We start from the raw sequence: 13582 nt of genomic DNA, 5'->3' as shown, positions 1-13582 counted from the left end.
GCTCAGGCCAGCGCCCGCTCCGCTGCCGCCCCCAGCACCCGCACGCCGAGCGCCAGATCCTCCTCCTTCGTGTCCTCGGACCAGTGATGGCTGATGCCGCCGATCGAGGGCACGAACAGCATCGCGGCGGGCATCACCTTGGCGACGTTCTGGGCGTCGTGGCCGGCGCCCGAGGGCATCGCCTGCCAGCCCCCGGGGCACAGGGCCTCGGCCGCCGCCGACAGCGCGTCCATCAGGCCGGGATCGCACAGGGCCGGGCTGTTGCGGGAGATTTCCTCGAGCGTCGCGGTGCAGCGCTCGCGCCGGTTGCTCTCGCGGATCAGCGCCTTCAGGGTCGCCTCCATCCGCTCCAGCACCGGCACCGAGACGTCGCGGACCTGGAACAGGATCTCGGCCCGGCCCGGGATGATGCTCGGCGCCCCGGGATCGAGGGTGATGCGCCCGGTGGTCCAGGTGCTGCGCTCGCCGCAGACCGCCGGGAACGCCGCGTCGACGGCGGCGAGCAGGCGCACGGCGGCGAGCCCCGCATCCCGGCGTTCCGCCATGGTGGTGCCGCCGGCATGGTCCTGCGCGCCCTCGATCACGATCCGCCACTGCCAGATCGCCACGATGCCGGTGACGATGCCGAGACGCCGGCCCGCCGCTTCGAGCTGCGTGCCCTGCTCGATATGCAGCTCGAGGAAGCCGCGGTAGCGCCCCGCCTCCAGCCGCATCCGCGGGAGGCCGGCAAGGCCCGCCCGGGCGAGCGCCTCGCGCAGGGGCGTGCCGTCGGTGCGGTTGCGGCTGGCATCGATCTCGGCCTCGGTGACCTCGCCGATGGCGGAGCGGCTGCCGAGGAAGCCGATATCGAAATGCCCCTCCTCGTCGGCGAAGGCGCAGACGTCGACCGGCAGCCCGGCCCGGGCGAGCGCGAGCCCGGCCACCACGCCGAGCGCCCCGTCGAGCCAGCCGGCCTCGTTCTGGCTCTCGATGTGGCTGCCGACGAGGAGATGCGGCCCCGGCCCCGGATGGCGCCCCAGCACGGTGCCGACCCCGTCGATCGCGGGCGCGAGCCCGCATGCCTCCATGCGCCGCATCAGCCAGCGCCGGGATTCCATGTCCTGGGGCGAGTAGGTCGGGCGATGCACGCCGGTGCGGAAGCGGCCGATCGCGCGCAGGTCGTGGAGATCGGTGAGGAAGGCCTGCGTGTCGATCTCGCGCATCGGTCTCGTCGCCCCCGGTTGCCGCGGCGTCCGGCCCCGGACGGTCGGGACCCGCCTCGCTGCGGCGAGGCACGATCCGTACCATGGCGGCGGCCGGCCAAGCTATGACAAGCAGGACGAGGCTGCGGGCCCGGCGGCACGACCGCCCGGCGGATCGGTCCGGCGCCGTGGCGACGGCGTGAGGTCGTGATCACCCGAACCTGCATCGCTCCGCGGCCGCGCCGATTACGGCAAAAAGAAGGTCCGCCGAAGCGGACCTTGGTCTCAGTTCCCGCCCGGGAACCACGCGGCAGCGGACCGGGTTTGTCCTGTGCAGAGCGGTGGCGATGCCGCTGCGCTGCGCGCGCCCCCCTCGGGCGTTTCCTCCCCAGACTCGGGCCGCCTTCAGGGCGGCCCTTTTTCGTCCAGGATTGTTAACCTAACTCAAATTCGAGCCGCCGGTTGCATCATCCCTTGGCGGCGGGTCGTCGGCGCGGTCCTCATCCGGAAGGGGATCGATTCGGAATTGGGGCGGATCGTCCGGGACTTGCCCGCCGTGCCCGGCCGGCCTCCGCATGACCCGAGCCTGCAACCGGACGTACACGGCGGCGGTCTCGGGCAAGCGCGGCGGGCCGCTACCGGGGCGCGGGGCGTCAGGCCGTCGCCCACTCGTCCTTGGCCTCGGCGGTGGTGCGGTTGAGGCGCACCTGCCCGTCCGCGACGCTCGCGATCGAATCGACGTGGATGAAGTGGTGGCGGCCGCCGGCCTCCGGGTCGGTCCGGGTCAGCTTGATCCGCTGCCCGTCGAGGTGATCGATCGTGCCGACATGGCCGCCGTCGGAGCCGACGACCGGCATGTGCTCCTTGATGCTGCTGGTATCGACCATGGCGCGCTCCTTCTGGTGCGGCGACCAACGGGGATACAGGGGGCGGGTTCCGGAGCGCCTCCGGGGGTTGGGCCCCCCGGAGGCGGAGCGGGGTCAGGCGCCCGGCGCCACGGCCTTGCCGTCCTCCCGCCGCCACAGCTTGAGCGGGTTGGCGTCCTTCAGGGCCGCCGGCAGCAGGGCCTCGGGCAGGTCCTGGTAGCTCACCGGCCGCAGGAAGCGGTGGATCGCCAGGCTGCCGACCGAGGTGGTGCGCCCGTCCGAGGTCGCAGGATACGGCCCGCCATGCACCATGGCGTGGCCGACCTCGACGCCGGTGCCGAAGCCGTTGACCAGGATGCGCCCGACCCGGCGCTCCAGCACCGGCAGCAGCGCCCGGGCGGCGTCATGGTCGGCCTCGTCGAGGTGGAGGGCCGCGGTCAGCTGGCCCTCCAGCCGCTCCAGCACCGCGCGGATCGTCGCGAGGTCGGGGCAGCGCACCACCAGCGAGGCGGCGCCGAACACCTCCTCGGCGAGGGTGTGGTCGGCGAGGAACGCATCCGCGGTCGTCGAGAAGAGCGCCGCCTGGCCCTGGTGGGTGCCGCCGGCGAGCCCGCGCGCCAGCGTGATCACGGCGGGGTTCGCCTCCAGCGCCGCGACGCCGGCGCAATAGGCCTTGTGGATGCCGGGGGTCAGCATCGTGGCGGCCTGGATGTCCCCGAGCGCGGCGGAGGCCGCCTCGACGAAGCCGTCGAGGCCCGGGCCGTCCACCGCCAGGATCAGGCCGGGATTGGTGCAGAACTGGCCCGAGCCGAGGGTGAGCGAGCCGACGAAGGCGCGCCCGATGTCGCGACCGCGGGATTCGAGCGCCGCCGGCAGCAGGACGACCGGGTTGATGCTGCTCATCTCGGCGTAGACCGGGACCGGCACCGCGCGGGCGGCGGCGGCCTGCATCAGCGCGACGCCGCCGCGGCGCGAGCCGGTGAAGCCGACCGCCGCGATGCGGGAATCGGCCACCAGCGCCTGGCCGACCGCGATGCCGGCATCCAGGAGCAGCGAGAACACGCCCTCGGGCAGCCCGCACTGCTTCACGGCCTGCTGCACCGCGCGGCCGACCAGCTCCGAGGTGCCCGGATGGGCCGGATGGGCCTTGGCCACCACCGGGCAGCCGGCGGCGAGCGCCGACGCCGTGTCGCCGCCCGCCACCGAGAAGGCGAGGGGGAAGTTCGAGGCGCCGAACACCGCGACCGGGCCGACGGCGATCTGGCGCAGGCGCAGGTCCGGGCGCGGCAGCGGCTTGCGCTCGGGTTGGGCCGGGTCGATGCGGGCCTCCAGGAAGCCGCCGTCGCGCACCACGCCGGCGAACATCTTCAGCTGGCCGACGGTGCGGCCGCGCTCGCCCTCGAGGCGGGCCCGCGGCAGGCCGCTCTCGGCCATGCAGCGAACGATCAATTCGTCGCCGATCGCCACGATGGCGTCGGCCACCGCTTCGAGGAAACGGGCGCGGTCCTCGAGCGAGGTCTCGCGGTAGCTGTCGAAGGCCTCGGCGGCGAGCGCGCAGGCCCGCTCCACATCCGCCGGCGTCGCCGACGCGAAGGCCGGCTCCAGGCTGTTGCCGGTCGCCGCCTCGACGGCACGGAAGCTCTCGCCCTCGCCCCGGCGGGCGGCGGCGCCGATCAGGTTCTCTCCGGTGATGGGCATGGGTCGCGTCCTCTCCTGTTGTGGCGGTCTTGCCTGGGTGGCGGTGTTGAGCGGGCTTATGCCCCGGCGGGCCGGCGATGATCCACCGGGGCATGGGAAAAAGCCGGCGCCGTGAGAAAAATCCGCGCACGGCATCCGCGTCCGCTCGCTGCGACCGTCTGTCCGGGCCGCTTGCCGTCAGTCCCTGCCGGCCGATGTGCCCTCGACCGGCGTCCGGTCCGACGCCGCGATGAAGGACCCGATGCAGATTCATCTCGACGCCGTCGGCGGCGTGGCCGGCGACATGTTCGTGGCAGCGCTCCTCGACGCCTTCCCGGAGCACGAGGCGGGCGTGCGCGAGAGCGTGGCGCGGGCGAGCCGCGGCGGCACCGCCTGCGCGCTCCTCGCCCACGGCGACGGCGTGCTCCAGGGCCGGCGCTTCGCCGTCACCGGCCCGGCGGGCGAGGCGCCCGACCGTCCGGCGGACGAGCACGCCCCTCATCACCATCACCACCACGACGGCCACGCTCACCCTCACCACCATCACGGCGGCCACCACGCGCACCGGCACTGGTCCGGCATCCGCCGCGATCTGGAGGCGAGCGGGCTGTCTCCCGCGGTGCTCGCCCACGCGCTCGCGATCTTCGGGCATCTGGCGCAAGCCGAGGCGCGGGTGCACGGCATCCCGGTCGAGGAGGTGGCGTTCCACGAGGTCGGGGCCTGGGACTCGATCGCCGACATCGTGGCGGCGGCCCACCTCGCCGACGCGATCGGGGCCGCCAGCTGGTCGGTCTCGGCGCTGCCGCTCGGCTCGGGGCGGGTACGGACCCAGCACGGGCCGCTGCCCGTCCCGGCGCCCGCCACCGCGCTCCTGCTCGAAGGCTTCCTCACCCTCGACGACGGCGTGCCGGGCGAGCGCGTGACCCCGACGGGGGCGGCGATCCTGCGCCATCTCTGTGGCGGGCAGGCCCGCAGGAGCGGGCCGCGCCGACTCCTGCGCAGCGGCCTCGGCTTCGGCACCAAGGTGCTGCCGGGCCTGAGCAACGTGCTGCGGGTGCTCGCCTTCGAGGAGCCCGGCGAGACCGGCTCGCCCGGCCACCGCGAGCTCGGCATCGTCGAGTTCGAGGTCGACGACCAGTCGGCCGAGGATCTCGCCACGGGGCTCGACCGCCTGCGGGCGCACGACGCGATCTTCGACGTCGTGCAGATGCCGGTCTTCGGCAAGAAGGGCCGGATGATGACCCATGTCCGGGCGCTCGCCCGGGCCGACGCGATCGCGGAGGCGATCGAGGCCTGCTTTCGCGAGACCACGACGATCGGACTACGCCACCACACCGTCTCGGGAGCGGCGCTCACGCGGCGCCTCGATACCGTGGAGGTGACGGGCCGGACGGTCAGGGTGAAGAGCGTCGAGCGGCCGGGCGGGCGCACCGCCAAGGCGGAATCCGACGACGCCGTGGCCACCGAGGGCCACGCCGCCCGCCAGGCCCTGCGGCGGGAGGCCGAGCGGCTGGCTCTCGAACGGCTCGCCCCCGCGCGGCCGGAGGACGAGCGATGAGCGCGGCGCTGGAACACGTCCTGTCCGGCCTCGGGCCGATCGCCGTCGCGGTGAGCGGCGGGGTCGACAGCCTGACGCTGGCGACGATCGCGCACCGGACCGCGCCCGAGCCGCCCCTGATGGTCCACGCCGTCTCGCCCGCCGTGCCCGGCGAGGCGACCGCGCGGGTGCGGGCGGAGGCCGCCCGAGAGGGCTGGACCCTGCGGGTGATCGAGGCCGGCGAGTTCGCCGACCCGGCCTATCGCGAGAATCCGGTCAACCGCTGCTTCTTCTGCAAGACCAACCTCTACGGGGCGATCCGGCAGGTCACCGGGCGCCGGATCGTCTCGGGCGCCAATCTCGACGATCTCGGCGAGTACCGCCCCGGCCTCGACGCCGCCCGCGAGCACGGGGTGCGCCACCCCTTCGTCGAGGCGGGGTTCAGCAAGGCGATGGTGCGGGCGCTCGCCCGCGACCTCGGCCTCGGCGCGGTGGCGGAGCTGCCGGCCGCCCCCTGCCTGTCGAGCCGGGTCGAGACCGGGATCCGCATCGAGCCCGAGACCCTGTCCTTCATCCACGCCGTCGAGCGGCTGGTCGGCGACGACCTGACGGTGACGGGGGCGAAAAGCGCCGTGCGCTGCCGGGTGCGCGCCGCCGGCATCGTGGTCGAGCTCGACGCCGCGAGCCTCGCCGGCCTGACCGAACCGGCGAGGCTCGATCTCGGCCGCCGCATCGCGGAGCGCGCCCCGGCCCGGCTCGCCGCGGCGCCGGTCTCCTTCGCGCCCTACCGCACCGGCAGCGCCTTCCTGGTGGGGAACGCCTCGTGAGCATCCAGGACGAGTTCACCCTCGACTTCGCCCGAACCGAGCGGATCGGCCTCGAGGAGGCGGTGTTCGCCGCCGGCAAGTCGCCGGCGCAGATCGACGCCATCCTGGCGGCGGCCGAGGAGCGCGGCGCCCGCTTCCTCGTCACCCGCCTCGATCCGGAGCGCCACGCCGCCCTCACCTACCGGGATCGTCTCGATTACTGCCCGGTCTCGCGCACCGCGTTCTTCGGCGCGGCGCGGCCCGTCGCGGGGCCGTCCCGCATCGCCATCGTGGCGGCCGGCACCTCGGACGTGCCGGTGGCCCGCGAGGCCGAGCGGACGCTGGCCTACCAGGGCCATGCCGCGACGCTGATCGCCGATGTCGGTGTCGCGGGATTGTGGCGGCTGACCCGGCGGATCGAGGAGATCCGGGCCCATCCGGTCGTCATCTGCGCCGCCGGCATGGATGCGGCGCTGCCGAGCGTGCTCGGCGGCCTCGTCGCCGGGGCGGTGATCGCGGTGCCGACCTCGGTCGGCTACGGCGTCGCGGAGGGCGGGCGCGCCGCCCTCGACGCGGTGCTGGCGAGCTGCGCCCCCGGCATCGCGGTCGTCAACATCGACAACGGCTACGGCGCAGCCTGCGCGGCCCTGCGCCTGCTCCACGCAGCACGGCGGCTCGCGGAGGCCTCCCGATGACCCTCGCTCCAACGACCCTCACTCCAGGAGAATCGCCATGGAACGTCGCAGCTTCCTGCAAGGCGCCGCCCTCGGGGCCGGTCTCGCGGTCTCGGGCGGCGCGGGGGCGGCCGTGAACGCTCCTCCCGCCCCGCTCCCGGGCACCCGGCCCGCCGACCCGGCCGACCTGCCGCTGGTCACCGATCCCGGCGAGCGCCGGGGCGAGATGCTCTACCGCTCGTTCGGGCGGACGAGCGAGACGATCTCCGCCATCGGCATGGGCGGCTTCCACCTCGGCAAGAGCGCCGTGACCGATGCCGAGGCGACGCGGCTGATCCACGAGGGCGTCGACCGCGGCATCACCTTCATGGACAATTGCTGGGACTACAACGAGGGCCGCTCGGAGGAGCGGATGGGCATCGCCCTCGAGCAGGGCGGCTATCGCGACAAGGTCTTCCTGATGTCCAAGATGGACGGGCGGACCAAGCAGGAAGCCATGAAGCAGATCGACCAGTCGCTGCGCCGCCTGCGCACCGACCGGATCGACCTCGTCCAGCACCACGAGATCCTGCGCTACGACGATCCCGACCGGGTCTTCGCCGAGGGCGGCGCCATGGAGGCGTTCCAGGAGGCGCGACAAGCCGGCAAGCTGCGCTACATCGGCTTCACCGGCCACAAGGACCCGCGCATCCACCTGCAGATGCTCGAAGTGGCGGCCGAGCGCGGCTTCCACTTCGATTCGGTGCAGATGCCCCTCAACGTGATGGACGCGCATTTCCGCAGCTTCGGCCACCTCGTGCTGCCCTACCTCGTCCAGAACGGCATCGCGGCGCTCGGCATGAAGACCTTCGGCGACGGCGTGATCCTGAAGAGCGACGCGCCGATCAAGCCGATCGAGTACCTGCACTTCTCGCTCAACCTGCCGACCTCGGTGGTGATCACCGGCATCCAGAACCAGCGCGACCTCGACCAGGCGTTCGAGGCTGTGAAGACCTTCAAACCGATGGACAAGGCGACGGTGGCGGAACTCCTGAACCGCAGCCGCCCCTACGCGCTGGAGGGCAAGTACGAGCTGTTCAAGACGAGTGCCACCTTCGACGGCACCGCCAAGAACGCCGCCTGGCTCGGCGAGGACGTGCCCGGGGTGAAGAAGCTGGCGCCGACGATGGAGTGACGGCGGCAGGCAGGATGACACAACCATGACGGATGCCGGCGCGTTGATCTGACGTCTTCACGCCGGCAGAGAGGTCGTCTCATGAGCGACGCGACCGTCCCCCACCGCAACCCGTCCGCCGAACTCCACACGATGAACGAGCGGCTGGCCGCCTGGGCCGCCTGCGCGGCCGAGGACAGCCCTGCGCTGATCGCGCGGTTCGAGGCGATGGGCTACGCGGTACGCGGCAAGACCCGCGAGGAAGTGGAGGCGGCGTTGCGCGGCCCGCCGACGCGGGTGGGATCGTCCTCGACCTCGTGATCCGCCACCCGACGCGGCCCTCAGGCCGCGATCGACTCGATCGCCGCCAGCTCGCTCGCCATCCGCACCTCGAGGGTACGCAGGTCGAGGTCACGCTGGAGGTTGGCCCAGAATTCGGGTGCGTTGCCGAACAGCCGGCCAAGGCGCAGGGCCATGGCGGGCGTGACCGGCTGGCGCTCCTCGATCAGGTCGTAGAGCGTCTGGCGCGAGATCCCGAGACGGCGGGCGATCTCGGTCTTCGGCAGGTTCACGGCCGGCAGGATGTCCTCGCGCAGGATTTCGCCCGGATGGGTCGGTGCGAGGCCGGCGAGCAGGGGATTGCCGCTCGTCGGTGATAATCCTCGACGTCGACGACGTCGACGACGTCGGGAGCGTCCCGGCGGACCGTGATCCGGTCGTTTCCGCTGGCGTTGACGGCGTAGGTGCCTTTTCGACTGCCGCTCAGTTCATGGAAACGATAGCCCGGCAGGTTCATGTCGTCGGGACCCGTTGCCGCCTCGAGCTGAGACCGGATGCGGCGGACACGCCCGACGTTTTCGACGCCGAGCTTCTTGGGATCGCCCGTCTCGGCGAACAGCCGGAGCCCCTTGTTGCCGAACGAGCGGAACACGCTCGAGACGTAAGGCAGCACCCGACAATGCCAAGCGACGCCTTACAGACCGGATTCGCGCGAGCCTCCCTCACCCCGCGCGCAACCCCGCCGCGATCTCCTTGACCGCGTCCCACGCCATCATCACGTCCGCCCGCGTCGTCGTGGTCTGGCCGACCTGGAAGCGGATGACGAAGCGGTTGTCGTGGCGGGTCTGGGTCAGGTAGGTGCGGCCGTCGTCGTTGATGCGCTCCAGAAGGCGGGCGTTGAGCGCGTCGAGGTCGTCGATAGCCGCACCGGCAGGGGCGTAGCGGAAGCTGAACAGCGACAGGACCGGCGCCGAGGTCAGCTCGAAATCGGGCTCGGCCGCGATGAGCCCGGCGAGCTCCCGCGCCCAGGCGACGTGGTCGCGGATCATGCCCTGCAGCGCCGCGACGCCGTAGGAGCGGATCACGAACCACAGCTTCAGCGCCCGGAAGCGGCGCCCGAGCGGGATCGACCACTCGTTGTAGTCGACGACGCCGTCGCGGCCGAGCGTACGCAGGTAGGACGGACGCAGGCCGAGCGTGTCGGTGAGCGCCTTCGGGTCGCGCACGAAATGGGCCGAGCAGTCGAAATGGGTGAACAGCCACTTGTGCGGGTTGAAGACCAGGCTGTCGGCCAGGTCCGCCCCCTGCATCAGGTCGCGGAACTCGGGGCAGATCATCGCGCTGCCGGCCCAGGCGGCGTCGACGTGGAGGAAGACGTCGTGCCGGCGCGCCACCGCGGCGACCGCCGCGATCGGATCGCAGGCGCCGATCCCGGTACCGCCGAGGCAGGCGACGATCGCGGCAGGCACCAGCCCCGCCGCGCGGTCGGCCCGGATCGCCGCGTCGAGGGCGTCGGGGTCCATGCCGTGGAGCGGGCCGGCGACGGGGATCCGCACCAGGTTGGCGTCGCCGATGCCGGCGATGCGCACCGCCTTGTCGACCGAGGAATGGACCTGCTCGGAGGCGTAGACCCGTACCGTCGGCCCGCCGGCGAGGCCCTCGGCGTTGCCGCTGAAGCCGAGCGCCCGTTCGCGGGCGGTGAGGAGCGCCGCGAGCGTCGCGCCCGAGGCCGAATCCTGGATCACGCCGGAGAATCCGTCGGGCAGGCCGATCATCCGGCGCAGCCAGTCCATCACCCGGGTCTCGAGTTCGGTCGCGGCCGGCGAGGTCTGCCAGAGCATGCATTGCGCCGCGAGCGCCGCGGTCACGAACTCCGCCACCAGGGAAGGCGGGCTGGCATTGGCCGGGAAGTAGGCGAAGAAGCGCGGGTGCTGCCAATGGGTCATGCCCGGCATCACCACCCGGTCGAGATCCGCGAAGATCTCCTCCATCGGCTCGCCCGCGGCCGGCGGCTCGGCCGGCAGCTGGCGGAAGATCTCGCCCGGCGCCACCTGCGCCCGCACCGGCCGCTCGCCGACGCCTTCGAGGTAATCCACCGACCAGTCGGCGGCCCGGCGCGCCCAGGCCCGAAACGTCTCGTCGTCCATCCGCTCCTCCCGCCGGCCCGGCTTTCCGGTGCCCGGGCGGGTGTCTAGCAGCTTTCGACCGACGTGCCTCCCCGCCGGCCGCCCGGGCTGTCAATCGAGGCGAGGAGCCGGACAGCAGGCCGCCCCGCGCCCGACAGTCCAGCTCGGATACGTTCCGGCTTGAGGGCGAATCGCAAACGTGCCACGATCAATCAAGCGACAACTATTTACGGTTGTTTAACCAATTTCAGGTTGCATAATCGACCAATATTGCTCGGACGGCACAAGGGAATAGGCAATAGAGCGGGATCATTCGCCGATGCTGCGCATTGCCCCGATCGGCGCCAATATTTCTTAACCGCCGTGTTAGCTCATGAGCGGATGACCGAGAGGAGCACGATGTTCGGGCGGCACATCCAGACGGCAGCGGCCGACAGGCTGACCCATCGCCACGTTCGGATGAACCGCGGCGGGACGGAGCAGGATGGCTGCCTGGTCTATCTCGGTGACGAGCTCGTCTCGGTCCTGGTCCGCCTGGCGCCCGGCACGCCGCACGCGCCCGAGCACCGGCACAAGTGGCGGGTGACCGAGACCTACGGCCCCTGCGAAGGCTTGGCCCGCGCGCCGCTCTTCGACACGCCGGACGCCGTGACCGACTGGATCGCCGACCGCCTGCCGCCTCCGGCGCCCCGCCCCTGGCTCGACGCGCACCTGCTGCCGTGAGGCCGGCGCGACCCGCGATACCCGACGAGGACATCTGCGGTCCCGACGCATGCCTTGGGCGGGCCGGGTGCGCCTGCGCACGCTCGGCCGGACGAACCGGACCCATATCCCTCCCGTGCCGCCCAAGTCCCGCTGCGCCCGCTCCCGCCGCGCCCGCTCCCGCTGCGCCCGCGTGAGACGCCGGATCGGGCGCGGCCGGAGGTCGTCATGTCCCGCTTCGCCACAGCCCGTTTCGCCGGAATCGCCACCCTCGTCGTCCTGCCCCTCTCCGCCGCCCACGCCAATGGCGGCGACCGCGAGCCGGCCGGCGGCGCCTTCATGAGCAGCTACGCCGCCAGCCCCTACGGCGCGCCCCGCTCCCCCGCGGAGACCCGCCCGCTCGACCGGCCGGCGCCGTGGTTCGTGCCGGAGAGCACGGGGTCGATGCGCGCCCTCCCGGCCCGGCCGCGGACCCGGCGCTGACCCTGTCATCCCGGCGCCACGGTCCCCAGGGTAAGCTTCCGTTTTGTCGATGAGCGGGAGCGCCGAGGGGACCCGATGACACAGCCGTCGCTGAACCGATCGCAGCAGGCAGAAGCCGCCGAGGATGCCGGCTCGAACCCGAGCCCGAACCCGACCCTCGGCGAGGTCGTGGCCCGGCGCTTCGACCGGCGCGAGATCCTGCGAGGCGGTCTGGCGGGAGGTCTGGCCGTCGCGGCGATCTCGGCGACCCTGGCGCCCCGGGCCGTGGCGGCGGCGGCGCCCGAGACCTTCCCGTTCCGCGAATTGCCGGCCGGCGCCGACGAGCGCCACCACGTGGCGGAGGGCCACGACGCCGAGGTGCTGATCCGCTGGGGCGATCCGGTCCTGCCCGGCGCCCCGGACTTCGACCCGCACAGGCAGTCGGCCGCCGCGCAAGCGCAGCAATTCGGCTACAACAACGACTTCCTGGGCTTCTTCCCGCTGCCCGGCGCGCCCGATCCCGCCGGCCACGGCCTCCTCGTCGTCAACCACGAATACACGAACGAGGAGCTGATGTTCCCCGGCCTTGGCCGGCAGGACGGCAAGGCCGCGTTCGCCGGCATGAACCGCGACCTCGTCGACATCGAGATGGCGGCCCATGGCGGCTCGGTGATCGAGGTCAGGCGCGAGGGCGGGCGCTGGCGCGTGGTGCCGGATTCGGTTTACGCCCGCCGCATCACCGCCACGACCCCGATGCGGCTCTCCGGCCCCGCCGCCGGCGCGGACCGCCTGCGCACGACCGCCGACCCCGCGGGGACGACGGTGCTCGGCATGCTCAACAACTGCGCCGGCGGCGTCACCCCATGGGGCACGTGGCTGACCTGCGAGGAGAACGTGAACTACTACTTCCAGGGCCGCCTGCCCGAGGGCTCCCCGGAGGCGAAGAACCACAAGCGCCTCGGCATGCCGGGCAACCTCTACGGCTGGGCCCGCTTCCACGAGCGCTTCGACCTCGCCAAGGAGCCCAACGAGCCGAACCGCTTCGGCTGGGTGGTCGAGATCGACCCCTTCGATCCCGCGAGCGTGCCGGTGAAGCGCACCGCGATGGGCCGCTTCAAGCACGAGGGCGCGGCGGGCGCGATGGCGCGCGACGGCCGCTACGTCGTGTTCCAGGGCGACGACGAGCGCTTCGACTACGTCTACCGCTTCGTCACCCGGGACCCGGTGAACACGTCCGACACATCGGCCAACCGCGACATCCTCGATCACGGCACGCTGTCCGTCGCCCGCTTCGACGCCGACGGGCGCGGCACCTGGCTGCCGGTCGTGTTCGGGCAAGGCCCGTTGACGCCGGCGAACGGTTTTCGCGATCAGGCCGACGTGCTGATCGAGACCCGCCGGGCCGCCGACCTCCTCGGCGCCACCAAGATGGACCGGCCGGAGGACGTCGAGGCCAACCGCAAGACCGGCAAGGTCTACGTGATGCTGACCAACAACACCCGCCGCAAGGCCGACCAGGTCGACGCCGCGAACCCGCGGCCGGACAACCGCTTCGGCCACATCGTCGAGCTCTCGCCCGAGGGCGGCGACTTCGCGGCCGATGCCTTCGCCTGGGAGGTGCTGGTGCGCTGCGGCGACCCGTCGGTCGCGGCGGTGGGCGCCACCTTCTCGTCGGCGACGACGAAGGACGGCTGGTTCGGCATGCCGGACAATTGCGCCGTCGACGGAGAAGGCCGGCTCTGGGTCGCCACCGACGGCAACTCGCCGGGCAAGACCGGCCGCGCCGACGGCATCTGGGCGATGGAGACGGACGGCGCCCGCCGCGGCACCGCCAAGCACTTCTTCCAGGTGCCGCTCGGGGCCGAGATGTGCGGCCCCTACTTCACCCCCGACGACACGACGTTCTTCGTCGCCGTGCAGCATCCCGGCGAGGCCGACGAGGAGGACCCGAACGCCGTGCCGGCCACCTTCGAGACCCCGGCGACCCGCTGGCCCGACTTCGACCCCGCCCTGCCGCCGCGCCCGGCGGTGCTGGCGATCACGAAACGGGGCGGGGGACGAGTGGGGACGTAAAGCCCCGTCGAAGGCTCGCACGCAACTGAACCCTCCCCCCTCTGCG

General features: G+C 72.6%; 14 protein-coding genes. 8 read left to right on the top strand and 6 right to left on the bottom strand.

Going from position 1 to position 13582, the window contains the following annotated elements; all coding sequences use genetic code 11:
• Positions 1 to 2: 2 nt before the first annotated feature.
• The 3 genes from A5481_RS23970 to A5481_RS23960 form a co-directional block, all read right to left on the bottom strand.
• Complete coding sequence (locus tag A5481_RS23970; RefSeq protein ID WP_048431682.1) at positions 3 to 1202, bottom strand: Zn-dependent hydrolase; 1200 nt, start codon at positions 1200 to 1202, stop codon at positions 3 to 5.
• 632 nt (positions 1203 to 1834) lie between these two features.
• Positions 1835 to 2068, bottom strand: coding sequence for a DUF2171 domain-containing protein (locus A5481_RS23965; protein ID WP_048431681.1), 234 nt, complete (start codon positions 2066 to 2068; stop codon positions 1835 to 1837).
• Positions 2069 to 2161: 93 nt separating this feature from the next.
• Positions 2162 to 3745 (bottom strand): aldehyde dehydrogenase (NADP(+)), encoded by a 1584-nt coding sequence (locus tag A5481_RS23960; RefSeq protein WP_048431680.1) that lies wholly within the window; start codon positions 3743 to 3745, stop codon positions 2162 to 2164.
• Between the two features lie 241 nt (positions 3746 to 3986).
• Here A5481_RS23960 and larC point away from each other — a divergent pair, with 241 nt between their 5' ends.
• The 5 genes from larC to A5481_RS23935 all read left to right on the top strand — a co-directional run bounded on the left by larC (position 3987) and on the right by A5481_RS23935 (position 8215).
• Positions 3987 to 5282, top strand: a complete 1296-nt coding sequence (larC, locus tag A5481_RS23955) for a nickel pincer cofactor biosynthesis protein LarC (protein ID WP_048431696.1) — start codon at positions 3987 to 3989, stop codon at positions 5280 to 5282.
• Entirely contained in the window at positions 5279 to 6088 is an 810-nt protein-coding gene (gene larE, locus A5481_RS23950; protein ID WP_048431679.1) for an ATP-dependent sacrificial sulfur transferase LarE, read from the top strand. The genes larC and larE overlap by 4 nt, the downstream gene beginning before the upstream one ends.
• Positions 6085 to 6762 carry a nickel pincer cofactor biosynthesis protein LarB gene (larB, locus tag A5481_RS23945; protein WP_048431678.1) on the top strand — a complete coding sequence of 226 codons (678 nt, stop codon included), beginning with the start codon at positions 6085 to 6087 and terminating at the stop codon, positions 6760 to 6762. Before larE ends, larB begins: the two co-directional genes overlap by 4 nt.
• A 37-nt stretch (positions 6763 to 6799) precedes the next feature.
• Positions 6800 to 7915: an aldo/keto reductase gene (locus tag A5481_RS23940; protein ID WP_048431677.1), complete on the top strand. Its 1116-nt coding sequence runs from the start codon at positions 6800 to 6802 to the stop codon at positions 7913 to 7915.
• Between the two features lie 81 nt (positions 7916 to 7996).
• Positions 7997 to 8215, top strand: a complete 219-nt coding sequence (locus A5481_RS23935) for a hypothetical protein (protein ID WP_048431676.1) — start codon at positions 7997 to 7999, stop codon at positions 8213 to 8215.
• A gap of 20 nt (positions 8216 to 8235) precedes the next feature.
• Here A5481_RS23935 and A5481_RS23930 read toward each other — a convergent pair whose 3' ends face one another.
• Genes A5481_RS23930 through A5481_RS23920 form a run of 3 tightly spaced genes read right to left on the bottom strand, consistent with a single transcriptional unit; the run spans position 8236 to position 10320 of the window.
• Positions 8236 to 8466 carry a HigA family addiction module antitoxin gene (locus A5481_RS23930; protein ID WP_342447317.1) on the bottom strand — a complete coding sequence of 77 codons (231 nt, stop codon included), beginning with the start codon at positions 8464 to 8466 and terminating at the stop codon, positions 8236 to 8238.
• On the bottom strand, positions 8463 to 8846 hold the full coding sequence (locus A5481_RS23925; protein ID WP_064504351.1) for a type II toxin-antitoxin system RelE/ParE family toxin: 384 nt from the start codon (positions 8844 to 8846) through the stop codon (positions 8463 to 8465). Before A5481_RS23925 ends, A5481_RS23930 begins: the two co-directional genes overlap by 4 nt.
• Before the next feature lie 49 nt (positions 8847 to 8895).
• Positions 8896 to 10320, bottom strand: a complete 1425-nt coding sequence (locus A5481_RS23920) for a pyridoxal phosphate-dependent decarboxylase family protein (RefSeq protein ID WP_048431674.1) — start codon at positions 10318 to 10320, stop codon at positions 8896 to 8898.
• Between the two features lie 360 nt (positions 10321 to 10680).
• Between A5481_RS23920 and A5481_RS33845 the strand changes: the two genes are divergently transcribed.
• From A5481_RS33845 to A5481_RS23905, 3 genes are all read left to right on the top strand, one after another.
• Entirely contained in the window at positions 10681 to 11022 is a 342-nt protein-coding gene (locus tag A5481_RS33845; RefSeq protein WP_156655646.1) for a hypothetical protein, read from the top strand.
• Between the two features lie 207 nt (positions 11023 to 11229).
• The gene (locus tag A5481_RS23910) at positions 11230 to 11484 is read left to right on the top strand and encodes a hypothetical protein (protein ID WP_048431673.1); all 255 of its coding nucleotides are present in this window, start codon (positions 11230 to 11232) and stop codon (positions 11482 to 11484) included.
• 75 nt (positions 11485 to 11559) lie between these two features.
• Complete coding sequence (locus tag A5481_RS23905; protein WP_048431672.1) at positions 11560 to 13536, top strand: PhoX family protein; 1977 nt, start codon at positions 11560 to 11562, stop codon at positions 13534 to 13536.
• Positions 13537 to 13582 lie beyond the last annotated feature (46 nt).

Origin of the sequence: Methylobacterium platani (genome assembly GCF_001653715.1) — a bacterium.
Lineage (GTDB): Bacteria > Pseudomonadota > Alphaproteobacteria > Rhizobiales > Beijerinckiaceae > Methylobacterium > Methylobacterium platani.
Note: the sequence above shows the minus strand (reverse complement) of the source record. Positions and strands in the feature narration are given on the sequence as shown.

Excerpts from the sequence above, each read along its gene's own strand:
- A5481_RS33845 (WP_156655646.1), top strand. The coding sequence starts at position 10,681 with ATGACCGAGAGGAGCACGATGTTCGGGCGGCACATCCAGACGGCAGCG.
- A5481_RS23920 (WP_048431674.1), bottom strand. The coding sequence starts at position 10,320 with ATGGACGACGAGACGTTTCGGGCCTGGGCGCGCCGGGCCGCCGACTGG.
- A5481_RS23905 (WP_048431672.1), top strand. The coding sequence starts at position 11,560 with ATGACACAGCCGTCGCTGAACCGATCGCAGCAGGCAGAAGCCGCCGAG.
- A5481_RS23935 (WP_048431676.1), top strand. The coding sequence starts at position 7,997 with ATGAGCGACGCGACCGTCCCCCACCGCAACCCGTCCGCCGAACTCCAC.
- A5481_RS23960 (WP_048431680.1), bottom strand. The coding sequence starts at position 3,745 with ATGCCCATCACCGGAGAGAACCTGATCGGCGCCGCCGCCCGCCGGGGC.
- larE (WP_048431679.1), top strand. The coding sequence starts at position 5,279 with ATGAGCGCGGCGCTGGAACACGTCCTGTCCGGCCTCGGGCCGATCGCC.
- A5481_RS23910 (WP_048431673.1), top strand. The coding sequence starts at position 11,230 with ATGTCCCGCTTCGCCACAGCCCGTTTCGCCGGAATCGCCACCCTCGTC.
- A5481_RS23965 (WP_048431681.1), bottom strand. The coding sequence starts at position 2,068 with ATGGTCGATACCAGCAGCATCAAGGAGCACATGCCGGTCGTCGGCTCC.
- A5481_RS23970 (WP_048431682.1), bottom strand. The coding sequence starts at position 1,202 with ATGCGCGAGATCGACACGCAGGCCTTCCTCACCGATCTCCACGACCTG.
- larC (WP_048431696.1), top strand. The coding sequence starts at position 3,987 with ATGCAGATTCATCTCGACGCCGTCGGCGGCGTGGCCGGCGACATGTTC.
- A5481_RS23940 (WP_048431677.1), top strand. The coding sequence starts at position 6,800 with ATGGAACGTCGCAGCTTCCTGCAAGGCGCCGCCCTCGGGGCCGGTCTC.